Source organism: Streptomyces sp. E-08, assembly GCF_049913095.1.
In the GTDB taxonomy this organism is placed as follows: Bacteria; Actinomycetota; Actinomycetes; order Streptomycetales; family Streptomycetaceae; genus Streptomyces.
This window is the reverse complement of the sequence record NZ_CP183971.1, coordinates 6023705-6045532: the sequence shown is the minus strand read 5'-3', so window position 1 is coordinate 6045532 and position 21828 is coordinate 6023705. Positions and strand designations below refer to the sequence as shown.

At 71.7% G+C, this 21828-nt stretch carries 24 protein-coding genes; 2 read left to right on the top strand and 22 right to left on the bottom strand.

Features of this window, described 5'->3' with window-relative positions; translation table 11 throughout:
• Positions 1–78: 78 nt before the first annotated feature.
• The 3 genes from pyrH to rpsB all read right to left on the bottom strand — a co-directional run bounded on the left by pyrH (position 79) and on the right by rpsB (position 2848).
• Complete coding sequence (pyrH, locus tag ACN9MM_RS28015; RefSeq protein WP_382871690.1) at positions 79–843, bottom strand: UMP kinase; 765 nt, start codon at positions 841–843, stop codon at positions 79–81.
• 163 nt (positions 844–1006) lie between these two features.
• Entirely contained in the window at positions 1007–1843 is an 837-nt protein-coding gene (gene tsf / locus ACN9MM_RS28010) for a translation elongation factor Ts (protein ID WP_382871687.1), read from the bottom strand.
• Between the two features lie 102 nt (positions 1844–1945).
• A complete protein-coding gene (gene rpsB / locus ACN9MM_RS28005) occupies positions 1946–2848 on the bottom strand; it encodes a 30S ribosomal protein S2 (protein WP_426366430.1) in 903 nt (300 codons plus the stop codon).
• A gap of 256 nt (positions 2849–3104) precedes the next feature.
• Here rpsB and ACN9MM_RS28000 point away from each other — a divergent pair, with 256 nt between their 5' ends.
• Entirely contained in the window at positions 3105–3599 is a 495-nt protein-coding gene (locus ACN9MM_RS28000) for a M23 family metallopeptidase (RefSeq protein WP_426366428.1), read from the top strand.
• Here ACN9MM_RS28000 and ACN9MM_RS27995 read toward each other — a convergent pair.
• The 17 genes from ACN9MM_RS27995 to ACN9MM_RS27915 form a co-directional block, all read right to left on the bottom strand.
• Positions 3596–4162: a TetR/AcrR family transcriptional regulator gene (locus ACN9MM_RS27995; RefSeq protein WP_383668254.1), complete on the bottom strand. Its 567-nt coding sequence runs from the start codon at positions 4160–4162 to the stop codon at positions 3596–3598. The two genes, ACN9MM_RS28000 and ACN9MM_RS27995, sit on opposite strands and share 4 nt — an antisense overlap.
• Positions 4163–4215: 53 nt before the next feature.
• Positions 4216–5052 (bottom strand): RNA polymerase sigma factor WhiG, encoded by an 837-nt coding sequence (gene whiG / locus ACN9MM_RS27990; protein ID WP_382871678.1) that lies wholly within the window; start codon positions 5050–5052, stop codon positions 4216–4218.
• 239 nt (positions 5053–5291) lie between these two features.
• On the bottom strand, positions 5292–6494 hold the full coding sequence (gene dprA / locus ACN9MM_RS27985) for a DNA-processing protein DprA (RefSeq protein ID WP_426368845.1): 1203 nt from the start codon (positions 6492–6494) through the stop codon (positions 5292–5294).
• Positions 6495–6796: 302 nt separating this feature from the next.
• Positions 6797–8410 carry a YifB family Mg chelatase-like AAA ATPase gene (locus ACN9MM_RS27980; RefSeq protein WP_426366427.1) on the bottom strand — a complete coding sequence of 538 codons (1614 nt, stop codon included), beginning with the start codon at positions 8408–8410 and terminating at the stop codon, positions 6797–6799.
• Positions 8410–8775: a YraN family protein gene (locus ACN9MM_RS27975; RefSeq protein WP_426366426.1), complete on the bottom strand. Its 366-nt coding sequence runs from the start codon at positions 8773–8775 to the stop codon at positions 8410–8412. Before ACN9MM_RS27975 ends, ACN9MM_RS27980 begins: the two co-directional genes overlap by 1 nt.
• 132 nt (positions 8776–8907) lie before the next feature.
• Positions 8908–9216 (bottom strand): DUF2469 domain-containing protein, encoded by a 309-nt coding sequence (locus tag ACN9MM_RS27970; protein WP_005311352.1) that lies wholly within the window; start codon positions 9214–9216, stop codon positions 8908–8910.
• 55 nt (positions 9217–9271) lie between these two features.
• On the bottom strand, positions 9272–9814 hold the full coding sequence (locus ACN9MM_RS27965) for an NUDIX hydrolase (protein WP_426366425.1): 543 nt from the start codon (positions 9812–9814) through the stop codon (positions 9272–9274).
• Positions 9811–10578 carry a signal peptidase I gene (lepB, locus tag ACN9MM_RS27960; RefSeq protein WP_426366424.1) on the bottom strand — a complete coding sequence of 256 codons (768 nt, stop codon included), beginning with the start codon at positions 10576–10578 and terminating at the stop codon, positions 9811–9813. Before lepB (ACN9MM_RS27960) ends, ACN9MM_RS27965 begins: the two co-directional genes overlap by 4 nt.
• A 74-nt stretch (positions 10579–10652) precedes the next feature.
• On the bottom strand, positions 10653–11588 hold the full coding sequence (lepB, locus tag ACN9MM_RS27955; protein ID WP_426368844.1) for a signal peptidase I: 936 nt from the start codon (positions 11586–11588) through the stop codon (positions 10653–10655).
• On the bottom strand, positions 11521–12546 hold the full coding sequence (lepB, locus tag ACN9MM_RS27950) for a signal peptidase I (RefSeq protein WP_426366423.1): 1026 nt from the start codon (positions 12544–12546) through the stop codon (positions 11521–11523). The genes lepB (ACN9MM_RS27955) and lepB (ACN9MM_RS27950) overlap by 68 nt, the downstream gene beginning before the upstream one ends.
• Positions 12539–13378 (bottom strand): signal peptidase I, encoded by an 840-nt coding sequence (gene lepB, locus ACN9MM_RS27945; RefSeq protein ID WP_426366421.1) that lies wholly within the window; start codon positions 13376–13378, stop codon positions 12539–12541. The genes lepB (ACN9MM_RS27950) and lepB (ACN9MM_RS27945) overlap by 8 nt, the downstream gene beginning before the upstream one ends.
• Before the next feature lie 69 nt (positions 13379–13447).
• A complete protein-coding gene (gene rplS / locus ACN9MM_RS27940) occupies positions 13448–13798 on the bottom strand; it encodes a 50S ribosomal protein L19 (protein ID WP_055641117.1) in 351 nt (116 codons plus the stop codon).
• 127 nt (positions 13799–13925) lie between these two features.
• Positions 13926–14747 (bottom strand): tRNA (guanosine(37)-N1)-methyltransferase TrmD, encoded by an 822-nt coding sequence (gene trmD / locus ACN9MM_RS27935; RefSeq protein WP_426366420.1) that lies wholly within the window; start codon positions 14745–14747, stop codon positions 13926–13928.
• Positions 14744–15322 carry a ribosome maturation factor RimM gene (gene rimM / locus ACN9MM_RS27930; protein WP_426366419.1) on the bottom strand — a complete coding sequence of 193 codons (579 nt, stop codon included), beginning with the start codon at positions 15320–15322 and terminating at the stop codon, positions 14744–14746. Before rimM ends, trmD begins: the two co-directional genes overlap by 4 nt.
• Positions 15323–15433: 111 nt before the next feature.
• The gene (locus ACN9MM_RS27925; RefSeq protein WP_020868149.1) at positions 15434–15673 is read right to left on the bottom strand and encodes an RNA-binding protein; all 240 of its coding nucleotides are present in this window, start codon (positions 15671–15673) and stop codon (positions 15434–15436) included.
• Between the two features lie 2 nt (positions 15674–15675).
• Positions 15676–16119: a 30S ribosomal protein S16 gene (gene rpsP, locus ACN9MM_RS27920; RefSeq protein WP_030690646.1), complete on the bottom strand. Its 444-nt coding sequence runs from the start codon at positions 16117–16119 to the stop codon at positions 15676–15678.
• Between the two features lie 154 nt (positions 16120–16273).
• Positions 16274–16867 carry a hypothetical protein gene (locus ACN9MM_RS27915; RefSeq protein WP_030690647.1) on the bottom strand — a complete coding sequence of 198 codons (594 nt, stop codon included), beginning with the start codon at positions 16865–16867 and terminating at the stop codon, positions 16274–16276.
• Between the two features lie 373 nt (positions 16868–17240).
• Here ACN9MM_RS27915 and ACN9MM_RS27910 point away from each other — a divergent pair, with 373 nt between their 5' ends.
• The gene (locus ACN9MM_RS27910; RefSeq protein WP_426366418.1) at positions 17241–17966 is read left to right on the top strand and encodes a methyltransferase domain-containing protein; all 726 of its coding nucleotides are present in this window, start codon (positions 17241–17243) and stop codon (positions 17964–17966) included.
• A 147-nt stretch (positions 17967–18113) separates the two neighbouring features.
• On the opposite strand, the gene ftsH is transcribed toward ACN9MM_RS27910, so the two are convergent.
• Positions 18114–20033 carry an ATP-dependent zinc metalloprotease FtsH gene (gene ftsH / locus ACN9MM_RS27905; protein WP_426366416.1) on the bottom strand — a complete coding sequence of 640 codons (1920 nt, stop codon included), beginning with the start codon at positions 20031–20033 and terminating at the stop codon, positions 18114–18116.
• Positions 20034–20165: 132 nt separating this feature from the next.
• Positions 20166–21719: a signal recognition particle protein gene (ffh, locus tag ACN9MM_RS27900; protein ID WP_426366415.1), complete on the bottom strand. Its 1554-nt coding sequence runs from the start codon at positions 21717–21719 to the stop codon at positions 20166–20168.
• Positions 21720–21828 lie beyond the last annotated feature (109 nt).

Sequence of the window (21828 nt, the reverse complement as noted above, 5' to 3'; positions counted from 1 at the left end):
TCGTCGCGTTGTGTCCTGCACGGTGTACGACCGGCAGGGCTCTGTCCATCCCCTTGCGGGGCGGTTCCCCGGTTCGGGTCAGGCCCGGGTGCCCTGGTCGCTCACGAGCGTGCCGATCTTCTCACCCTTCACCGCGCGAGCGATATTGCCCTCGGTGAGCAGTTCGAAGACGAGGATCGGGAGGTTGTTGTCCCGGCACAGGGTGATGGCGGTGGCGTCGGCGACCTTGAGGTCGCGGGACAGCACCTCGCCGTACTCGAGCGCGTCGAACTTGACCGCGTCGGGGTTGCGCTTCGGGTCGGAGTCGTAGACGCCGTCCACGCCGTTCTTGCCCATGAGCAGGGCCTCGGCGTCGATCTCCAGGGCACGCTGGGCAGCGGTGGTGTCCGTGGAGAAGTACGGCATGCCCATGCCCGCACCGAAGATGACCACGCGGCCCTTCTCCAGGTGGCGCACGGCGCGGAGCGGGATGTACGGCTCGGCGACCTGGCCCATGGTGATGGCGGTCTGGACGCGGGAGTCGATGCCCTCCTTCTCCAGGAAGTCCTGGAGTGCGAGGCAGTTCATCACGGTGCCGAGCATGCCCATGTAGTCGGAGCGGGCCCGGTCCATGCCGCGCTGCTGGAGCTCGGCGCCACGGAAGAAGTTGCCGCCGCCGATCACAATCGCGATCTCCGCGCCGTCGCGGACGACGGCCGCGATCTCACGCGCGATGGCGTGCACGACATCGGGGTCGACGCCCAGGCCGGTACCGCCGGAGAAGGCTTCTCCGGACAGCTTCAGCATGTAGCGGCCGACCTGCTTGCCGTTGTTGTCGTCGCCCTGTACGGCGCCCTGATTCATGGAGATCTCCTCGTGCACATACGAAGGAGGCCATTGCCTTGGGTCCTCGCGGTATCCCGTACGGCAATGGCCTCCTCGTCAGATCTGCGGTCGTCCTGCGCGTGCGCGGACGACTGCCTCAGACCCTACCGGGGTCCGGCGTCCGTCGCGTTCGCGTACGGACTCAGATGCCGACCTTGATGCGGGTGAAGCGCTTCAGGGTGACACCGGCCTCGTCCAGGACCTTCTGGACGGACTTCTTGTTGTCAAGGGCGTACGGCTGGCCGAGCAGCGTGGCGTCCTTGAAGAAGCCGTTGACGCGACCCTCGACGATCTTGGCGATCGCGGCCTCGGGCTTGCCCTCGGCGCGGGTGGTCTCCTCGGCGACGCGGCGCTCGGTCTCGACGACCTCGGCCGGAACGTCTTCCTTGGTGAGGTACTTCGGCGCGAAGGCGGCGATGTGCTGCGCAATGCCCTTGGCGACGTCGGCGTCGGCCTTGTCGAACTCGACGAGGACACCGATCTGCGGCGGGAGGTCCGGCATCGTGCGGTGCATGTACGCGAAGACGAAGCCGTCGGCGAACTGCGCGAAGCGGTCCAGGACGATCTTCTCGCCGAGGTTGGCGTTGGCCTCGTCGACGAACGCCTGCACGGTCTTGCCGGCCTCGATCTCGGAGGCGAGCAGCGCCTCCAGGTCGGCCGGGGCGGTGGCGGCGACGTGCTCGGCCAGCTGGGCGGCGACGGCCTGGAACTTGTCACCCTTGGCGACGAAGTCCGTCTCGCACTTCAGCTCGACGAGAACGCCCGAGGTGTTGTCGTCGGCGATGAGGGAGACCACGGCACCGTTCTCGGCAGAGCGGCCCTCGCGCTTGGCGACGCCCTTCTGGCCCTTGATACGGAGCGCCTCGACGGCCTTGTCGACGTTGCCGTCGGCCTCGTCCAGGGCCTTCTTGCAGTCCATCATGCCGGCGCCGGTGAGCTCGCGGAGCTTCTTGACGTCAGCGGCGGTGTAGTTCGCCATGAGTCTGTTTCTCTCTCGAAGTCTGAAAGATCGGGCGGGTCCACGGGTGGACGGCGGGGGCTTCGTGGGCCCCCGCCGTCGTCACCCGAAGGTCCTGAAGGGTCAGGCCTGCTCGGCGTCCGCGGCCGGAGCCTCGGCGGCCGGAGCCTCGACAGCGGCCTCGGCCGGAGCGGCCTCGGCGGCGGGGGCCTCGGCGGCGGGGGCCTCGGCAGCCTCGTCGGCCTTCTTCTCACCCTCGAGCAGGTCGCGCTCCCACTCGGCGAGGGGCTCGCCGGCGGCCTTCTCGCCCGGCTTCGAGTCGCCGGTCGCGGCGCCGGAGCGGGCGATGAGGCCCTCGGCGACGGCGTCGGCGATCACGCGGGTGAGCAGGGTGACGGAGCGGATCGCGTCGTCGTTGCCCGGGATCTTGTAGTCGACCTCGTCGGGGTCGCAGTTGGTGTCGAGGATCGCGACGACCGGGATCTTCAGCTTGCGCGCCTCGCCGACGGCGATGTGCTCCTTCTTGGTGTCCACGATCCAGACGGCGCTGGGCACCTTGGACATCTCGCGGATACCACCGAGGGTCTTCTCCAGCTTGGCCTTCTCGCGCGAGAGCACGAGAAGCTCCTTCTTGGTGAGACCGGAAGCGGCGACGTCCTCGAAGTCGATCTGCTCGAGCTCCTTGAGGCGCTGCAGACGCTTGTAGACGGTGGAGAAGTTGGTGAGCATGCCACCGAGCCAACGCTGGTTGACGTACGGCATGCCGACACGCGTCGCCTGCTCGGCGATGGCCTCCTGGGCCTGCTTCTTCGTACCGACGAACATGATGGAGCCGCCGTGGGCAACGGTCTCCTTGACGAACTCGAAGGCGCGGTCGATGTACGACAGCGACTGGAGCAGGTCGATGATGTAGATGCCGTTGCGCTCGGTGAAGATGAAGCGCTTCATCTTCGGGTTCCAGCGACGGGTCTGGTGACCGAAGTGGACGCCGCTCTCCAGCAGCTCCCGCATCGTGACGACGGCCATGGCCGTATCTCCTTGGGTTTCTCGGTTGTGTTCCTGACGCCCCGGCGCGCCGTGCCACGAAGGACCGAAAGGCGCTGCCACCCGCCGCGAGGACTGGTGGCGGGGCGTGCGAAGTCGACCCGGTGTCCCGAGTCGCCATAGGAAGTGTACGGGACCCCGGGAGCGCCGGGTGACGGCACTGTCCACAACCGGCAGGTAGTCCACAGATACCGTCCGTTACCGGAACGAACCGATCATCCGGGGAACGGTTTCCCCCATGCACCTGACGATCCTGCTCGCGACCCTGACCCTGCTCTGGCCCGTGGGCCCGCCCCCGCCGGAGATCGTCCGGGGCTGGGAGCCCCCGCCCGGCCCGTACGCCGCGGGTCACCGCGGCGTCGACCTCGCCGCACCCCCGGGCACCCCGGTCCTGGCGCCGGCCGCGGGGACGGTGACCTTCGCGGGCCCGGTGGGCGGACGCGGCGCCGTGTCCCTCACCCTGCCGGGCACGGGCGCTCCCCCGCTCCGCATGACGTTCACCCCGGTGACCCCGCTGGTGCCGCCCGGCACCCGGGTCGCACCGGGCACCCCGATCGGGAAGGTCGCGGAGGGCCCCCACTGCCCCGTGACCTGCCTCCACTGGGGCCTCCTGAGGGGGGAGGAGTATCTGAACCCCCTCCTCCTGACGAGGAGAGCCCCTTCGCGGCTGCTTCCGCTCGCCGGCGGCCGGGCCCCGCGAGCCCGGCATGATCCGGAAGGCGGGCGGCCCTAGGCCGAGGGGCCCGTGACGCCGTGGAGGGCCATCGTGACGGCCGCCTCGGCGATGTCCGCCGGGTCCTCGGCCGCGCCGAGCTCGATGCGGCGGACGGCGGCGTCGACGACGCCCTGGAGCAGCATGGCGCCCAGGCGGGGCTGGGGCTGGCCCAGGGCCGCGAGGGCTTCGACGATCATGGCGACGAGGCCGCCGTGGGCGGCGCGGATCTTCTCGCGGGCGCCGTCGTCCAGTTCGCTCGCCGAGATGGCGACGACCGCCCGGTGGCGCCGGTCCCCGACGAGGTCCAGCTGCTTGCGGACGTACGCCTCGACCTTGCCGCCCGGCGTCTCGGCGCCGGCCATGGCGGCCTCGACCTCGGCGGCCCAGACCGGGAAGTCGACGGCGCAGAGCTCTTCGACGACGGCCGCGCGGGACCGGAAGTACTCGTAGACCGACGAGCGGGCGAGGCCCGTGCGCTCGGCGAGGGCGGGGAAGGTCAGCGCCTCCGTACCGCCCTCCGACAGCAGGGAACGCGCGGCGTCCAGGAGGGCGCCGCGCTGCATGGTCCGGTGCTCGGCCACCGAGGCCGCTCGAATCCTGGGCACGGCTCCACTCTACGACCGGCCCGCAAGGGTCAGCGGCCGACGTCGGCCAGCTTGGCGCGGAGCTGGAGGACGGACTTGGTGTGGATCTGGCTGACGCGGCTCTCGGTGACACCGAGGACGTGGCCGATCTCAGCCAGGGTGAGGCCCTCGTAGTAGTAGAGCGTGACGACGGTCTTCTCCCGCTCGGGGAGCGTGTTGATGGCGCGGGCGAGCAGCCGGCGCAGCTCGCGGTCCTCGGCGATCTCGACGGGGTTGTCGGCGGCGGTGTCCTCGAGGGTGTCCATGAGGGAGAGCCGGTCGCCGCCCTCGCCGCCGACGTGCAGCAGCTCCTCCAGGGCGACCACGTTCGCCAGGGACAACTGGCTGAAGACCGCGTGCAGTTCCTCCAGCGTGACCTCCATCTCCGCGGCGACCTCGCTCTCCGAGGGGGTCCGCCGGAGCTGGGCTTCGAGGGTGGCGTAGGCCCGCTCGACGTTGCGGGCCTTCTGGCGGACGGAGCGCGGGATCCAGTCCAGGGCGCGGAGCTCGTCGATCATGGCGCCGCGGATGCGGGTGATCGCGTAGGTCTCGAACTTGATCGCCCGCTCGACGTCGAACTTCTCGATGGCGTCGATGAGGCCGAAGACGCCGGAGGAGACGAAGTCGGCCTGTTCCACGTTGGACGGCAGCCCCACGCTGACCCGGCCGGCGACGTACTTGACGAGCGGCGAGTAGTGCAGGATCAGCTGCTCCCGCAGCCGCTCGTCGCCGGTGTCCTTGTACGAGCGCCACAGCTCGTCGAGTGAGGTCGGTGCGGGCGGTCGCACGGCGCCCCGGGCTGCTGGGGGCGCCGCAGCGCGGTCAGACCCGGAGGTGTGCTGGGGCATGCGTCGCCTTGAGCCGTTCTGGTTTCGAGTGTGCCGGTGCGGTTGTCCTGTAGTGAATTCTCGTGAGCGTAGCGTGAGTGTGCTGTCGCGGTGAGCGAACATCGGCGGATCGCGCCGCTCCGGGTGGACGCCGTCGGCCACATCTTCGAACCCGGGCCGTGGCGCGTGTCGGCCCCTCGGGTGCGGCCGAGAGAACTCGATTGTTCATCGCCGTCACCCTTTCACCCGAATGCTCCAGGTCAAGTACCGCCTCGCCGCGCGTTCGACGCCTCTGTCGCGGTGTTCGTCAACTGCCATCCCTCCCCGTGCCGTTCGACGAAGCCGAGCGAGTGGAGTTCGTACAGCTTGGCGAGGGTGTCGTCGGGGGTGGTTCCGGCCCGGCGGGCGATGACGGTGGTGGGCGTGGGGCCGCGGGCGGGGACGGCTTCGAGGACGTGCGCGGTGGCGCGGGCGAGGAGGTCGCGGGGCAGGACGGGGCCCCGGCGCACGGGGGCGAGCTGACCGATGTCGCCGACGAGCTCGACGATCTCGTCGGCGTCGGTGACGAGGTGGGCGTCGCCGCGCAGGAGCTCGTGGACGCCGGCGGAGAGCGCGCTGGTCACGGGTCCTGGGACGCCCATGGTGTGGCGGCCGAGACGCCCGGCGGCGCGGGCCGTGACGAGGGAGCCGCTGCGGTGCTGGGCCTCGACGACGACGGTGCCGCGGGTGAGGGCGGCGATGACGCGGTTGCGGAGGATGAACCGGCTGGGCGTGGGGTGGCTGTCGGGTGGCAGCTCTCCGACGACGAGCCCCTGCTCCGCGACGCGCCGGATGAGCCGGTCGTGGCCGCGGGGGTACGGCGTGTCGACGCCACAGGCGAGGACGGCGACGGTGGCCCCGCCGGCGGCGAGGGCGCCCCGGTGGGCGGCGCCGTCGATGCCGTAGGCGGCTCCGGAGACGACGACCCAGCCCTTGCGGCTGAGGCCCGCGGCGAGGTCGGCCGCGGTGTGGGCACCGTACGGGGTGCAGGCTCGGGCACCGACGAGGGCGACGGAGCGCAGCGCCCAGGTGCGCAGGTCGGCCGGGCCGCGGACCCAGAGCCCGATGGGGCGGGCGTCGCCGAGGTCGTCGAGTTGACGCGGCCATTCGGTGTCGCCCGGGACGAGGAAGCGTCCGCCGAGGCCGTGGACGGTGTCGAGGTCGTGGTGGGGGCGGGCGGCGGTGGCGCGTCGCCGCCAGGAGGCGACGCGTGGGGCTCCGGTGCCGGGGAAGGAGGAGCTGTCGTCCCCGGCGTGGAGGAGGCGGTCGAGGAATCCGGCGGCGCCGTACCGGCGCAGCCAGCGCCCGGCGTGCTCGTCACCGGGCTCGACGGACCGACTGAGAACCGCCCGCGCCAGGTGCTCACCGGCGGGAGCGGGTCCGCTTGGCGCGACGGAACCGGTCGCGCCCGGCCCGGGCGCGATGGGCCCGGATGCGACGGGCCCGGGCGCGATGGGCCCGGATGCGACGGGCCCGGGCGCGATGGGCCCGGATGCGAGGGGCCCAGATGCGGGGCGGGCGGACGTGGCGGGCCCGGGCGAGGCAGACGCCGCCGTGGCGGGCCCGGGCGAGGCAGACCCGGCCGTGACAGATCCAGGCGCGGTCGGCCCGGATGGGGTGGCCCCAAGCTCGGTGGGGTCGGGGGCAGTCGGGTCCGATGCGGTGGGGTCCGGAGTGGTGGGGTCCGGGGTGGTGGGGTCCGGGGTGGTGGGGTCCGGGGTGGTGGTCATGCGTGGCTCCCCGCTCCGACGGGTACGCCGCGGGCGACGCCGGTGCGCAGCTCCAGGGCGAGGGCGATGTCCTCGCTGCCGGGACGGTCGCGCCCGTCCAGGTCGGCGACGGTCCAGGCGACGCGGAGCACGCGGTCGAGGCCGCGGGCGGTGAGAAGTCCGCGTTCGACGTCGCGTTCGGCGGCGGCGAGGGCTCCGGGTGCGGCGAGGTGGCGGGTGCGGAGCTCGTGTCCGGGGATCTCGCTGTTCACCCGCCAGGGGGTGTCGGCGAGGCGCGCGGCGGCCCGCTCCCGGGCCTCGCGGACGCGGGCGGCGACGGTGGCCGTGGTGTCGCCCCGGCCGCCCTGGCCGAGGAGGTCGGCCCGGGTGACGGGCTCGACCTCCACACGGAGGTCGACGCGGTCGAGGAGGGGTCCGGAGAGCCGTGCCTGGTACCGGCGGACGACGGAGGCGGGGCATTCGCAGCCGGCGCCGTACAGGGTGTGCCGGCCGCAGGGGCAGGGATTGGCCGCGATGGCGAGGAGGAAGCGGGCGGGGAGGCGGACGACGCCGGCGGCGCGGGCGATGACGACGTGCCCGGATTCGAGGGGCTGGCGCAGCGCGTCGAGCACCTTGCCGGAGAACTCCGGGGCCTCGTCGAGGAAGAGGACCCCGCGGTGGGCCAGGGAGACGGCGCCCGGCCTGGGGAGGCCGTTCCCGCCGCCGACGAGGGACTGCATCGTGGCGGAGTGGTGGGGTGCGCAGTAGGGGGCGCTGCGGACCAGGGGCTCCCCGGGCGGGAGGATGCCGGCGACGGAGTGGACGGCGGTGACCTCCAGGGACTCCTGCCGGGTGAGGGGCGGGAGGAGTCCGGGGAGCCGCTCGGCGAGCATCGTCTTGCCCGCGCCGGGCGGACCGGAGAGGAGCAGGTGGTGGCCGCCCGCGGCGGCGACCTCCAGGGCGAGCCGGGCCCGCTGCTGGCCGGCGACGTCGGCGAGTTCGGGTCCTTCGGCGGGCCCGGCGGCGAGTCCGGTGCCGATGCCGGCGCCGGGGACGAGGAGTCCGGAGAGCATCGCGTCGGGCCGGCCCTCCTCGGCGGCCTCCTCGTCGGGGACGGGTTCGTCGGTGAGGACGGCGATGAGCTGGCCGAGGGTACGGACGCCGAGGACGGAGACGCCGGGGACGAGCGAGGCCTCTCCGGCGGTCTGTTCCGGGACGACGACCTGGCTGTATCCGGCGTCGGCGGCGGCGAGGACGGCCGGCAGGACGCCGCGGACGGGCCGGACGCGTCCGTCGAGGCCGAGTTCGCCGATGAGGACGAGGTCGGCGATGGCGCGCGGGTCGATCCGTTCGGCTGCGCTGAGGACGGCGGCGGCGACGGCGAGGTCGAATCCCGAGCCGCCCTTCGGGACGGATGCCGGGCTGAGGCCGACGGTCAGCTTCTTCTGGGGCCATTCGGCACCGGAGTTGACGACGGCGGCGCGGACCCGGTCGCGGCTCTCGCTGAGGCTCTTGTCGGGGAGGCCGACGAGGGTGAAGGCGGCGACTCCGGGTTCGAGGTCGGCCTGGACCTCGACGACGACGCCTTCGACGCCGACGAGGGCGACGGAGCAGGTGCGGGCGAATCCCATCAGGCCACCCCCCGGGCGTGGGTGAGGACGGGGGCGCCCTTGCGCGGCAGGACGATGCCGACGAGGTCGATGCGGACGCCGCCGGCGGGGGCCGGGGTGCCGTTGCGGTCCAGCCAGCAGGCGGCGAGGCGGCGGAGCCGCTCGGCCTTGCGGGGCGTGACGGCGGCCATCGGATGTTCGTAGGCGCCGTCGCGCCGGGTCTTGACCTCGCAGATGACGAGGGTGTCGCCGTCACGGGCGACGATGTCGATCTCCCCGCTCCGGCCGCAGCGCCAGTTGCGGGCGAGGATGTGCATGCCGTGCGTGGTGAGCCGGCGGGTCGCCAGCTCCTCCCCGTACCGTCCGAGGGCTTGGGTCCTCTTCATGCGGTACCACCTCCGTCACCGACTGTGACGGAGCGTGGCGGGCCGCGTGCGGCGCTGTGTACGGCCGGGAGGCTGTGGAGAACGTCGTCACCCCTGGGGGTGGTTTCCGCCGAGAAGGGTGCGCGAGCGGGCTCAGCTGCCGGGAAGTTCGAGGTCGCTCTTGTTGAGCTCCTCGATGTTCACGTCCTTGAAGGTCAGGACGCGGACCTGCTTGACGAACCTGGCGGGCCTGTACATGTCCCAGACCCAGGCGTCAGCCATGCTGACCTCGAAGAAGACCTCACCCTGCACCGAGTGCACCTGCATCTCGTAGTCGTTGGTGAGGTAGAAACGCCGCTCGGTTTCGATCACGTATTTGAACAGCCCGACGACGTCGCGGTACTCCCGGTAGAGCTTCAGCTCCATCTCGGTCTCGTACTTCTCGAGGTCCTCGGCGCTCATGGCATGTTCCCCTTCAGCCGTGCGTCCCCCTATTGTGCGCCAGTCGTACGCGCCCCTAAACGATTTCCGGGGCGAGAACCACCGGCACACTCGGAGGTCCCTCGTCGAGCAGCGCCTTGAGCAGCTCGGCGAGTCTGGTCGGGTACACCGTCTCACGCGCCGCCGACAGTTCGGCGGAGGTCCACCATCTCAGGCCCGCGAGGCTGCGGGTCTCCAGTTCCGTGAGGGCCTGCGGCCGGGGCGCGGCCTCGGTCCGGCGGGTGCGGGCCAGGTAGTACCACTCGTCCTGGTCCCAGCGGCGCCCGTCGAAGGGGAAGGAGCAGTACCGCTTCCAGAGCACCGGGCCGAGGTCGACCTCGGTGATGCCGGTCTCCTCCGCGAGTTCGCGCAGCGCGGCCTCCTCCCGGGTCTCGTCGCCCTCCAGGCCGCCGCCCGGGGTGAACCACCAGGTGTCGTCCGGGTCGGCGGGCTCGTATCCGTGCATGAGCAGGATGCGGTCGTCGGGGTCGAGCAGCACGACGCGCGCGACCCGCCGCCGCAGGCGCTCCGGCTCGGGGCCCGGCCTCGCGGCGGCCTCCGGGCTGCCCGTGTCCGTCATGCCCCCACCTTCTCGCGTGCGCCGGGCCGCGGCCCTGCGGACCGGCGCCCGGTCAGGAGGCGCGCCACCGGTCCGTACGCGGCCCCCAGGAGGATCAGCGCCGTGCCGGCCGCGACGGCCGTGAGGAGCGCCTTGAACGGTCCCGGCTGCGAGATGCCGCCCGGGAGTCCGGCGAAGCCCTCGGGGGGCGTCAGGAGGCCCTTGGCGGGCCAGACGACGGCGTCGACCCTGCCGACGACCGTGGAGCGCGGCACGGAGCCCTGTCCGGCCTCCTCCATGTGCGTACGGGAGTCGAGCGAGGTGTGGCGGTCGTCGCCGAGCAGGAAGAGGTTGCCCTCGGGGACGGTCACGGAGAAGTCCTGGCCCGAGGCCACCGTGCGGCCGCCGGGTCCGGGCCGCAGGTACGGCTCGTCGACGGGCCGGCCGTTCACGGTGAGCCGCCCGTCCCGGTCGCAGCAGGCGACGGTGTCGCCGCCGACGGCGGCGACCCGCTTGACCATGGGCGAGGAGCCCCAGAGGGGGTCCTCGAAGACGACCACGTCACCGCGCCGCACCTCGTCGCCGTCGATCCGCTGGGCGAAGATCTTGGATCCGACGTCGAGGGTCGGGGTCATGGAGTCGGTGGGGACGGTGTACGGCTGGTAGAGCACGGCTCCCCAGACGAATCCGCCGAGGAAGAGCACACAGCCGACGGCCACGGCCAGCCCCGACAGCACGCTGCCGAGGCGGCCGTGGCCGCCCTTGGTCCGTATGGTTCCGCTCATGTGCGCACCCCGTAGGTCTGTCGGCGGACCGTAGCCCTGTCGACGGTCCGGGACGGCACCCTACCCGCGGGTCGCTACTCGGCGGTATGCCGTGCGGCCTGCTTCTTCCGGCGCCACAGCACGATCGGGAGCGCTCCGGCGAGACCGGCCGCTCCGGCCGGGACCGCGGCCATGGCCTTGTTCAGGGCCGGCTGGTCGAAGACCTCGGGGACGGGGAGCGTGGCCCAGCGGGTGACGGGCCAGGCGATCACGACGGCGCGGCCCACGACCTCGTCGTCGGAGACGGTGCCGCCGCCGGGGAGCTGCTGGTGGAAGCGGGAGTCCAGGGAGTTCTGGCGGTTGTCGCCCATGACCCAGATCCGGTCCTTGGGGACCTTGATCGGGCCGAAGGAGTCCTGGCAGGGCACCGCGCCGGGGGCGAGGTACGCGCTCTCGTCCAGCGCCACGCCGTTGAGGACGACCTTGCCGCCCTCCTTGCAGGAGACGGTGTCGCCGCCGACCGCGATGACGCGCTTGATGAGGTCCTTCTCCTCGGCGGACGGCATGAGGCCGATGAAGCTGAGGAACTTCTGCACGACGTTCGGCTTGGGGGTCTCCTGGCCCTCCAGCCAGCCGCCCGGGTCGTGGAAGACGACGACCTCGCCGCGCTCGGGCTCGGAGCCGAACCAGGGGGTGAGTTTGTCGACGAGGACCCGGTCGCCCTTCTGGAGGGTGTTCATCATCGATTCCGAGGGGATCGAGAACGCCTGCACCAGGAAGGTCTTGATCAGCAGGGCGAGCACCAGGGCGATGCCGACGAGGAGGGGCAGTTCCTTCCAGAAGGAACGCTGCTTCTTCGGGCCCCTGTCGGACCCGCTCGCCGCGTCGTCGCCGCCATCGCCCGGCGTCCCGCCGTTCGGCGGCTGCGCCTGCTCGTCACCCGTCACGTCGCCACCCGCCGTGTCATCGCCGAAGGCCCCGTCGGCCCTCTTCTCGGGCCCATCGTGTCCGGATCGTGCGCCGACGGCCAAATCCCCCACATCCACTCCTCAGTCCGTGCGAACGCCCGCCCCGGGTCAGGGACAGGCCCACCACTCCCATAACGAGCAGAAGTTCCGCAGGGGTCGGGAGCCCGGGCAATCCGTTCAGATTCCGCTGGGACACACTATGCGACAGATCGGATGCGGTCCCGGTACCCGCACGGGCGTCCGGCACGTCGGCGAAGGTGTCCCGCTCCTCCAGGCCGCGCCAGTGTCCGAAGGGCCAGGCGATCACCACGGCACGCCCCACGACCTGCTCCTCCGAGACGGTGCCGTGGCCCTCCTCGTCGAGGTGGTAGCGGGAGTCGGCCGAGTCGGAGCGGTGGTCGCCGAGGACGAAGATGCGGCCCTCGGGGACCTTCACCTCGAAGGGGATCGAGGACGGCGGGTTCCCGGGATGCAGGTACGGCTCGTCCAGCGGCACGCCGTTGACGCTGATCCGCCCGTCCTTGCCGCAGCAGCGGACGGTGTCGCCGCCGACCGCGACGACCCGCTTGATGAGGTCCCGGTCGTCGGCCGAGGGCAGCAGTCCGATGAAGGTCAGGGCCTGCTTGGCCTGCTTGACGCCGATCGGGTCGTCGGCGGGCGGCGCGGCCTCCTGCCGGAGCCAGGTGCCGGGGTCCTTGAAGACGACGACGTCGCCGCGCTGCGGGCGGGCGCCGAACCAGGGCGTGAGCTTGTCGACGAGGACCCGGTCCTCGATGCGGATCGTCTGCTCCATGGAACCGGAGGGGATGACGAACGCCTGGACCAGGAAGGTCTTGAGGACGAGCGCGATGAACACGGCCACGACGATCAGGACCGGGATCTCGCGGAGCGCGGAGCGCTGCCGGCGCCGCCTGACCCTGCGGGCCAGCCTGCGCCGCTCGGCCCGTCCCGGCCGGGCGGCACCCTGTCCGGCCTCGGGGGCCTGTGCGGACCCGCCGGGCGGACGGCCCCGGCTACCCATGGGCTCCGGCTCCGTGTCCGCCGGCCGGCACGGCCGGCACGGCGTCGAAGACGTCGGTGCCCGGCACGGTGGACCAGCGGCCGAAGGGCCAGGCGATCCAGTCGGCGCGGCCGACGACCTTGTCGACGGGGACCATGCCGCCGCCCGGGTTGCCCAGGTGGTCGCGGGAGTCGCTGGACTGGCTGCGGTGGTCGCCCATGACCCAGAGCCTGTCCTGCGGGACGACGATGTCGAAGGGCACGCTGGAGGGCCGGTCGCCGAGCATCACGTACCGCTCCTGGACGGGGACGCCGTTGACGGTGAGCCGGCCGTCCTTGTCGCAGCAGACGACCCGGTCGCCGCCGACGCCGACGACCCGCTTCACGAAGTCCGTCTCGTCGGGCTCGGCCAGGCCGAGGGCGGCCGCCCCGTCGTGCAGGAGTCCGGTGACCGGATTGCCCTCGGGCTGCTCCCGTACGAAGGAGCCGGTGCCGTCGAAGACGACGACGTCGCCCCGGGCGGGCGCGCTGCCGAAACGGTACGCCAGCTTGTTCACGAGGATGCGGTCACCGACCTGGAGCGTCGGCTCCATCGACCGGCTGGGGATCAGGAACGGCTGGATCACGAAGTGACTCAGGAGCAGCAGGAACGTCACGAAGACGCCGCCCACGAGGGCGGTGCGCCGCCAGGAGGGGGCCCGCCCGGACTCCTCGGGGACGCGCGCCGAGTCCTCGGACTCGCGCCCGGCGTCTTCGGGGGCCCGCAGGGAATCGTCGGAAACGCGCGCGGAGCGCGACCCCTCCTCCGTGTCGGAAGAGGGATCGCGCTCCGTGTGCTGTGCTTCGGTGTCCATCGCTGGCAGAGCCTATCCGGCCTGTCTGTGCGGGGAGTCGGAAGCGTGGCGCGTGCCGGGAGCCGGGGCTCAGCGGTCGCGCTTCTCCTTGATCTTGGCAGCCTTGCCGCGCAGCTCGCGCAGGTAGTAGAGCTTGGCGCGACGGACGTCACCGCGGGTCACGAGCTCGATCTTCTCGAAGATCGGGCTGTTCACCGGGAAGGTGCGCTCGACGCCGACGGAGAACGAGACCTTGCGGACCGTGAAGGTCTCGCTGACGCCCGAACCCTGGCGACGGATGACGACGCCCTTGAACTGCTGGATACGGGAGCGGTTGCCCTCGATGACGCGCACGTGGACGTTCACGGTGTCGCCGGGACGGAAGGCGGGGAGGTCGGAGCGGATGGAACCCGCGTTGACCTGGTCGAGCAGGGAGGCCATGGAGGTCTCTTTCCTCGCTGATGCCACAGGTCATCAGCGGTACGTTCGAATGATTCGGGACGTCGTCCGTTACTGGCGGCGTCGTTCCCCCTGTGGCAGGGGCGCGCGCCGGACGGACGACAGCGGCCTATTCTTCCACGCCCTCGACCCTGCGCCAAAATCGGCCGCCGGGCTCGGGCGCCCACCCCATCATCGAGAGGATCTCGCGGTCCTTCTTGTCGAAGGCGGACGGGTCGCAGCGCTCGATGAGATCGGGCCGGTTGGCGGCGGTGCGCCGGAAGGCCTCGTCGCGCCGCCAGCGGGCGATCTTGCCGTGGTGCCCGCTGAGCAGGACGTCGGGGATGCCCCGGCCGCGCCACTCCGGGGGCTTGGTGTAGACGGGGCCCTCCAGGAGGTTGGCCATCGCGCCCGGGGCGAAGGAGTCGTCCCGGTGGGACTCGGCGTTGCCGAGGACGCCGGGCAGCAGGCGGGCGACGGCCTCGGTGACGACGAGGACGGCCGCCTCCCCGCCGGCGAGGACGTAGTCGCCGATGGAGACCTCGTAGACGGGCATCCGGGTCGCGTACTCGTCCATGACGCGGCGGTCGATGCCCTCATAGCGGGCCGGCGTGAAGATCAGCCAGGGCCGCTCGGAGAGTTCGACGGCGAGCTCCTGGGTGAAGGGGCGGCCGCTGGGGGTCGGGACGACGAGGACCGGTCCGTGCGCGCCGGCCTCGTAGCCGTCGGCGAGCGTCTGGTCGAGCGCGTCGCCCCAGGGCTCGGTCTTCATGACCATGCCGGGGCCGCCGCCGTAGGGGGTGTCGTCGACCGTGTTGTGCCGGTCGTACGTCCAGTCGCGCAGGTGGTGCACGTGGACGTCGAGCTGTCCGCGCGCGCGTGCCTTGCCGACGAGGGAGACGTTCAGCGGTTCCAGGTACTCGGGGAAGATCGTGACGACGTCGAGCCTCATGCCGTCTCCCCGGCGGACTCGTCACCGGACGCCTCGCCGTCGTCCCGGGAGGAGACGATCTCGGCGCGGTCGTCGATCAGACCGGGCGGCGGGTCGATGACGGCCCGCTGCTCCTCCAGGTCGATCTCGGTGACGATCGACGACACGAAGGGGATCATCAGCTCGGTGCCGTCGGGGCGCTCGACGATGAAGAGGTCCTGGGACGGCAGGTGGGAGATCTCGGTGATCCGGCCGATCTCGGTGCCGTCGGCGAGGACGACGTCGAGGTCCATGAGCTGGTGGTCGTAGTACTCGTCCTCCTCCTCCGGTAGTTCCTCGGGGTCGATCTCGGCGATGAGGAGGGTGTTGCGCAGGGCCTCGGCGGCGTTGCGGTCGCGGACGCCCTCGAAGCGCAGCAACAGCCGGCCGCTGTGGACCTTGCCGGACTCGATGGTCAGCGGCCCGGCGGAGGCCGGGTCGGTGAGCAGTACGGCACCGGGGCCGAGCCTGAGCTCCGGCTCGTCCGTCCGCACCTCGACGGTGACCTCGCCCTTGATCCCGTGGGCGCGGCCGACCCGCGCGACTACCAACTGCACTGCTCCACACTCTCCTGTCACACAGCTCGTACGTACGACAACGGGCCGGGGTGGGCTCTTCAGCCCTCCCCGGCCCGTGCCGGCACAACTAAGGTGATGCTGCCGGCCTGCTCAGCGGACCTGGTCCACGTCGACGAGGTCGACGCGGATCCCCCGGCCGCCGATGGCGCCCACGACGGTGCGCAGCGCACGCGCGGTGCGGCCGTTGCGGCCGATCACCTTGCCGAGGTCGTCGGGGTGGACCCGGACCTCCAGCACGCGGCCCCGGCGCAGGTTGCGCGAGGCCACCTGCACCTCGTCGGGGTTGTCGACGATGCCCTTCACGAGGTGCTCGAGAGCCTCCTCGAGCATGATCAGGCCTCGGTCGACTCGGTGGACGCGGCCTCGGCCTCGTCCGCCTTCTTGTCGGCCTTCTTGGCCTTCGGGGTGATGGCCTCACCCTTGTCGTCGCCGCCCTCGAGGGTCTTCGCGAACTCGTCGAACGAGGCGCGCTTCGCCTCCTTCGTGGCGGGGACGAGCAGAGCCTTCTCGGGGGCCGGCAGGCCCTTGGCCTTCTGCCAGTCGCCGGTGAGCTTCAGGATGGCGAGAACCGGCTCGGTCGGCTGGGCGCCGACGGACAGCCAGTACTGCGCACGCTCGGAGTCGACCTCGATACGCGACGGGTTGTACGTCGGGTGGTAGAGGCCGATCTCCTCGATCGCGCGACCGTCACGACGGGTGCGCGAGTCGGCGACGACGATGCGGTAGTGGGGCTGGCGGATCTTGCCGAGGCGCTTGAGCTTGATCTTGACTGCCACTGGAGTGGTGTCTCCTGGTCTTGACGTGGTTGGGCACTTGAGATGCCACGTGGGGTTGCGGTACTCGGGTGCCCGATGGACGCGTCAGCCGGAGGAGAGAGGGGTCCTATGCGACTGTCGAGTACAGCTAGCCATTGTGCCACACGCCGCCGGCTCAGTTGGCGGCGCCCACCGTCTCGGGGATGCGGAAGGGCTTGCCGCAGCCGCCGCAGACGATCGGGGCCTGGGCCAGCACCGATGGCACCACGCGCACGTTCCGCCCGCAGTCGCAGACGGCCTTGACGCGGACGCCTCCGCCCGAGGAACCGTGCCGGGCGGCCGGTCCGCGGAAGGAGCGCTTGGTGTCGGCGGCCGTGGCGACCGTGTGGGCCTTGAGGGCGCGCTGGAGCCGCTCGATGGTGGGCCGGTAGCGGCGCCTGGCCTCGGGGTTGAGCGTGACCAGGGAGAAACCGCTGCTGGCGTGCGGCTCCTCGGGATGGTCGAGGCCCATCTCCTCGGCGATCGCGAGGAATCTGCGGTTGTGGTAGCGGCCGGCACGGGAGGTGTCGCGGACACCTCGGGCGGCGGCGATGCCGTGGACTGCCTCGTGGAGCAGTCGTTCGAAGGAGAGCTCGGCGCCGCAGGCGGACGAGGATTCTCCGATCAGGGACTCGGGCGCGGCAAGGTCGGGCAGCTCGGGGTGGTGCCGCTGAATGTCGGCCCACGCCTGTGCCAGCTCTGCGGCGAGAACAGGTGGTGTCGTGCTCACGTCGCGTACAACGAGCCGACGTGCCCCCGGGTTCCATTCCGGGGCATCCCAAATATTTTGCACGTACCCGTCAGTTGCCTTGATGCGTACCGACGCGGGCCAGTGCCCCGATCTGCGGAGAAGTCACGCAGGGAACGTCAAGCCGGTGCGTAGTGGCGCATACGCCCCGGCGCGTGGCCGCGGTGCGCGCGCCCCCGAGGGGCCGGAGCGGCCCGGGGACTTTTGCGAGGACATTACCCGGTGCGGACGCAAGGCGGCGCACCGCCCCTCCCCCGGACGAATCCGTCCGGCGCGAGCACTGGACGCGGCCGGGGATGCGCAGTTCCCTGACTACGGGGGGCTGTCGTCCGAGCACGGATTGGGGCGCTTTTCCATGACACCTACGCTCGTCCCGCACCACCCCGCGCGCGATTGGGCCGAGATCCAGGAACGGATGCTGGTCCCGCTCTACGAGGCGGTGTACGACCGCGTCGGTGTGGGCGCGGGATCCCGGCTGCTCGGCCTGGGCTGCGGCTCCGGCCTGGCCCTTCTGATGGCGGCGGCGCGGGGCGCGCGGGTGGCCGGCGCTGACCGCGACCACGCGCGCGTGGAGCTGGCCAGGGAGCGGCTGCCGGAGGGCGTCACGGTCACCGAGGAGCTCCCGGAGGACCTTCCGTACGACGTGATCACGGCCTTCCACACGACGGACACGGTGGTCCCGGAGCTCCGGGCACTCACCCGTTCGGCGCAATCGGGCACGGCGGTCGTGCTCGCCGGCTGGGGGCCGCCGGAGCGGTGCGCCACGGAGCCGGTGCTGCGGGTGGCGGCCCGGCTCGCGGACCGCGGGCCGGTGCCGGGACCCGATCTGGACGCGCTGGTGGCGGACGCGGGACTGCGGCCGGCCGGTTCGGGCCGGGTGGCCTGCCCCTTCGGGTACGCGGACGAGTCCAGCGCGGTGCGCGGGCTGCTCTCCACGGGCGTCTTCGACGAGGCGGTGCGGGCGACGGACCTGTCGCAGGTGGAGAAGGAGATCGAGGAGGCACTCGCCCCGTACGTCCGCCCGGACGGGACGGTGTGGATGCCGAACGTCTTCCGGTACGTCGTCGCCCGGGTGCGATAGGCCCGGCACGGCCGGCCGCGGCGTCACGAGCCCGGCCACGAGCCGCCACCGTCGTGGGGCCGGCCGTGAGCCCGGCCATGAGCCCCAACCGCGGACCCGGCCGCGAGCTCCCACCGCGACCCGGCCATGGACCCGGCCGTGCCCCCCTCAGAGCTCCTTCTTCACCCGCGGGATGCCCGCGGCGCGGTAGGCCGCGTCCTCCTCCAGGGTCTCGTTGGCCAGGAGGGCCTCGGCGAGGGTGTCCAGCTGGTCGCGGTGCTCGCGGAGCTGCCGTACCGCGCTCTCGTAGCACTCGTCGACGATGCGGCGCATCTCCTCGTCGACGGTGTCGAGGGTCGCGGGGGCGGCCGAGAGCCCGTACGCCTGCTGGGCGTCGCCCGGGATGGCGGTGAGGCGGCCGACGCGCTCGCTCATGCCCCAGCGGCCCACCATGCCCCGGGCGATGTTGGTGACCTGTTCGAGGTCGCTCTCGGCGCCGGTGGTGATGACGCCGAAGACGACGTGCTCGGCCGCCATGCCGCCGAGGGCGCCGATGATCCGGCCCCGCAGGTAGTCCTCGGTGTAGGCGTACTTGTCGGCGTCGGGGGTCGACAGGGTGACGCCGAGGGCCCGGCCGCGGGGCACGATGGTGATCTTGCGGACCGGGTCGGCGCCGGGCTGGAGCATGCCGAGCAGGGCGTGCCCGCTCTCGTGGTACGCGGTCCTGCGCCGCTCCTCCGCGGGCATCACGAGCGGCCGTTCGGCGCCGAGCTGGACCTTCTCCAGGGCGTCGGACAGATCGGACTGGGTGACGGCCTTCTGGTCGCGCTTGACCGCGAGGAGGGCGGCCTCGTTGGCGAGGTTGGCGAGCTCGGCGCCGGTCATGCCGGGAGTGGTCCGGGCCACGTGCTCCAGGTCGACGTCCTGGGCGAGCGGGATCTCCCGGGTGTGGATCTTCAGGATGGCCTCGCGGCCGCCGCGGTCGGGCGGGTTGACGTGGACGATCCGGTCGAAGCGGCCCGGCCGGGTGAGGGCCGGGTCGAGCACGTCGGCGCGGTTGGTGGCGGCGAGGACGATGACCCCCTCGGAGCCGGTGAAGCCGTCCATCTCGGTGAGGATCTGGTTGAGGGTCTGCTCGCGCTCGTCGTGCCCGCCCATCCCGGAGCCGCCGCCGCGGGCCCGGCCGATGGTGTCGATCTCGTCGATGAAGATGATCGCGGGGGCGACCTTGCGGGCCTCGGCGAACAGTTCGCGGACCCGGGAGGCGCCGACGCCCACGATCATCTCGATGAACTCGGAGGCGGAGGCGGAGAAGAACGGCACCCCCGCCTCGCCCGCGACGGCCCGGGCGAGCAGCGTCTTGCCGGTGCCGGGAGGGCCCGCGAGGAGCACGCCGCGGGGCATCTTGGCGCCCATCTCGCGGTAGGCCTGCGGGTTCTTCAGGAAGTCGACGACGTCGTTGAGCTCGCCCTCGACCTCGTCGATGCCGGCGACGTCCTGGAAGGTGGTGCGCCGGCCGCCCTCCAGTTCGACGGGTTTCGGCGGCTGCTTGCGGCCGAGCATGCCGCCGGCGCCGCCCATGCCCGCGCTCATCCGGCGGGCGATGAACACCCACAGCACGACGAGCAGCAGCATCGGCGCCAGGGAGATCAGGAGGTTGGCGAGGAAGCTGCGCTCCTGGACGACGGGCTGGGCGGTGACGACGACGTTCTGCTTGGTCAGCTGCGCCCACAGGTCGTCGTCGGCGAAGGCGGGCCGCTGGGTCTGGAACTTGGTGTAGTCGCCGTCGCCGTCCGGGACGGGCTGCTTGTTCTTCAGCTGCCCCTGGATCGCGTCGCCCTTGGAGTAGATCTTGGTGACGTTCCCGGCGGCGACCTGCTTGTCGAACTCGGTGTACGAGATCGTCGGCCCGTCGCCCTCGTTGAAGAACGAGAGCACGAGGTTGGCGATCAGGTACACGACGAGCGCGGTGAGGATGAGGCTGCCCCAGCCGCCGGGCATCCGCTTCTTCGGCGACGGGGGCGACGGTGCCCCTTCCGAGCGCCAGGGCTGGTCGGTCCGTTCGCGCGGGGGTACGGGGTTGGCCACGTGGCTCTCCTCGGGGCGGCAGTGGCCCCAGTATCGAAGAGCTGGACGAACCGGGCATCGCGGGCGGCGTGGAGGAGTGAAAAGGGGCCCGGGGCGGTTTCGCACCGCTCCGGGCCCCTTCTCGTACGCGTGTCAGCCCATGAACTTCTTGAACTCGTCGGGGAGCTCGAAGTCCTTCGGGGTCTGCCCGGCCGCCGGGAGACCGAAGGCGCCGCCGGCCTGGGCCTGCTCGCGGCGCTCGGCCTCGGCCTGCTCCTCGGCCTTCCGCTTCATCGGGTTGCCGCTCTTGCGCTTGCCCTTGGCCTGCTTGACCTGCTTCTTCTGCCGGCCGGGGCCGCCGCCCATGCCCGGGATGCCCGGCATCCCCGGCATGCCGCCGCCCTGCGCCATGCGGGACATCATCTTGCGGGCCTCGAAGAACCGCTCGACCAGGCCCTTGACCGCGCTGACCTCGACGCCGGAACCCTTGGCGATACGGGCCCGCCGGGAGCCGTTGATGATGGTCGGGTCCTGGCGCTCGGCCGGGGTCATCGACTTGATGATGGCGCCGACGCGGTCGACCTCGCGCTCGTCGATGTTAGCGATCTGCTCCTTCATCTGGCCCATGCCGGGCAGCATCCCGAGGAGCTTCGAGATGGAGCCCATCTTGCGGACCTGCTCCATCTGCGCCAGGAAGTCGTCGAGCGTGAAGCCCTCGCCCTTCTTCGAGGCGAGCTTCGAGGCCATCTTGGCGGCCTCTTCCTCGTCGAAGGTCTGCTGCGCCTTCTCGATGAGGGAGAGCATGTCGCCCATGCCGAGGATGCGGGACGCCATGCGGTCCGGGTGGAACGCGTCGAAGTCGTCCAGCTTCTCGCCGTTGGAGGCGAACATGATCTGCTTGCCGGTGACGTGCGCGATGGAGAGCGCGGCACCACCGCGGGCGTCGCCGTCGAGCTTGGACAGCACCACGCCGTCGAAGCCGACGCCGTCGCGGAAGGCCTCGGCGGTGTTGACCGCGTCCTGACCGATCATGGCGTCGACGACGAAGAGGACCTCGTCGGGGCTGACGGCGTCGCGGATGTCCGCGGCCTGCTGCATCAGCTCCTGGTCGATGCCGAGGCGGCCGGCGGTGTCGACGACGACGACGTCGTACAGCTTGGTCCGCGCGTACTCGATGGAGTCCTTCGCGACCTGGACCGGGTCGCCGACGCCGTTGCCCGGCTGCGGGCCGTAGAAGGCCACGCCCGCGCGGTCCGCGACGACGGAGAGCTGGTTGACGGCGTTGGGGCGCTGGAGGTCGCAGGCGACGAGCAGCGGGGAGTGGCCCTGGCTCTTCAGCCAGACGCCCAGCTTTCCGGCGAGGGTGGTCTTACCGGCACCCTGGAGACCGGCGAGCATGATCACGGTCGGCGCGGTCTTGGCGAAGCGCAGGCGGCGGGTCTCGCCACCGAGGATGCCGATGAGCTCCTCGTTGACGATCTTGATGACCTGCTGGGCCGGGTTGAGGGCGTGGGAGACCTCCGCGCCCAGCGAGCGCTCCTTGACCTGCTTGATGAAGGCGCGGACGACCGGAAGGGCGACATCCGCTTCGAGCAGCGCGATACGGATCTCGCGCGCGGTGGCGTCGATGTCCGCCTCGGACAGACGGCCCTTGCCGCGGAGGTTCTTGAAGGTCGCTGCAAGGCGGTCGGAGAGGGTATCGAACACGGCGGTCGCGGATCCTCGGTGTCGGGGGCGGTCGGATTGCCCTCCAGGGTATCGGGCCGCTCGAAGTGTGTGCCCCCGCCCGCCGAATCCGGCGCGCGGGGGTGGTGCC

Bases quoted from the DNA above. Each gene is read 5' to 3' on its own strand.
- rpsB (WP_426366430.1), bottom strand. From the start codon at position 2,848: ATGGCCGTCGTCACGATGCGGGAGCTGCTGGAGAGCGGCGTCCACTTC.
- ACN9MM_RS27910 (WP_426366418.1), top strand. From the start codon at position 17,241: ATGACACCTACGCTCGTCCCGCACCACCCCGCGCGCGATTGGGCCGAG.
- tsf (WP_382871687.1), bottom strand. From the start codon at position 1,843: ATGGCGAACTACACCGCCGCTGACGTCAAGAAGCTCCGCGAGCTCACC.
- lepB (WP_426366423.1), bottom strand. From the start codon at position 12,546: ATGGGTAGCCGGGGCCGTCCGCCCGGCGGGTCCGCACAGGCCCCCGAG.
- lepB (WP_426366424.1), bottom strand. From the start codon at position 10,578: ATGAGCGGAACCATACGGACCAAGGGCGGCCACGGCCGCCTCGGCAGC.
- lepB (WP_426366421.1), bottom strand. From the start codon at position 13,378: ATGGACACCGAAGCACAGCACACGGAGCGCGATCCCTCTTCCGACACG.
- pyrH (WP_382871690.1), bottom strand. From the start codon at position 843: ATGAATCAGGGCGCCGTACAGGGCGACGACAACAACGGCAAGCAGGTC.
- ACN9MM_RS27980 (WP_426366427.1), bottom strand. From the start codon at position 8,410: ATGGGATTCGCCCGCACCTGCTCCGTCGCCCTCGTCGGCGTCGAAGGC.
- ACN9MM_RS27975 (WP_426366426.1), bottom strand. From the start codon at position 8,775: ATGAAGAGGACCCAAGCCCTCGGACGGTACGGGGAGGAGCTGGCGACC.
- ACN9MM_RS27970 (WP_005311352.1), bottom strand. From the start codon at position 9,216: ATGAGCGCCGAGGACCTCGAGAAGTACGAGACCGAGATGGAGCTGAAG.
- ACN9MM_RS27965 (WP_426366425.1), bottom strand. From the start codon at position 9,814: ATGACGGACACGGGCAGCCCGGAGGCCGCCGCGAGGCCGGGCCCCGAG.
- rplS (WP_055641117.1), bottom strand. From the start codon at position 13,798: ATGGCCTCCCTGCTCGACCAGGTCAACGCGGGTTCCATCCGCTCCGAC.
- ACN9MM_RS28000 (WP_426366428.1), top strand. From the start codon at position 3,105: ATGCACCTGACGATCCTGCTCGCGACCCTGACCCTGCTCTGGCCCGTG.
- trmD (WP_426366420.1), bottom strand. From the start codon at position 14,747: ATGAGGCTCGACGTCGTCACGATCTTCCCCGAGTACCTGGAACCGCTG.
- whiG (WP_382871678.1), bottom strand. From the start codon at position 5,052: ATGCCCCAGCACACCTCCGGGTCTGACCGCGCTGCGGCGCCCCCAGCA.
- ACN9MM_RS27925 (WP_020868149.1), bottom strand. From the start codon at position 15,673: ATGCTCGAGGAGGCTCTCGAGCACCTCGTGAAGGGCATCGTCGACAAC.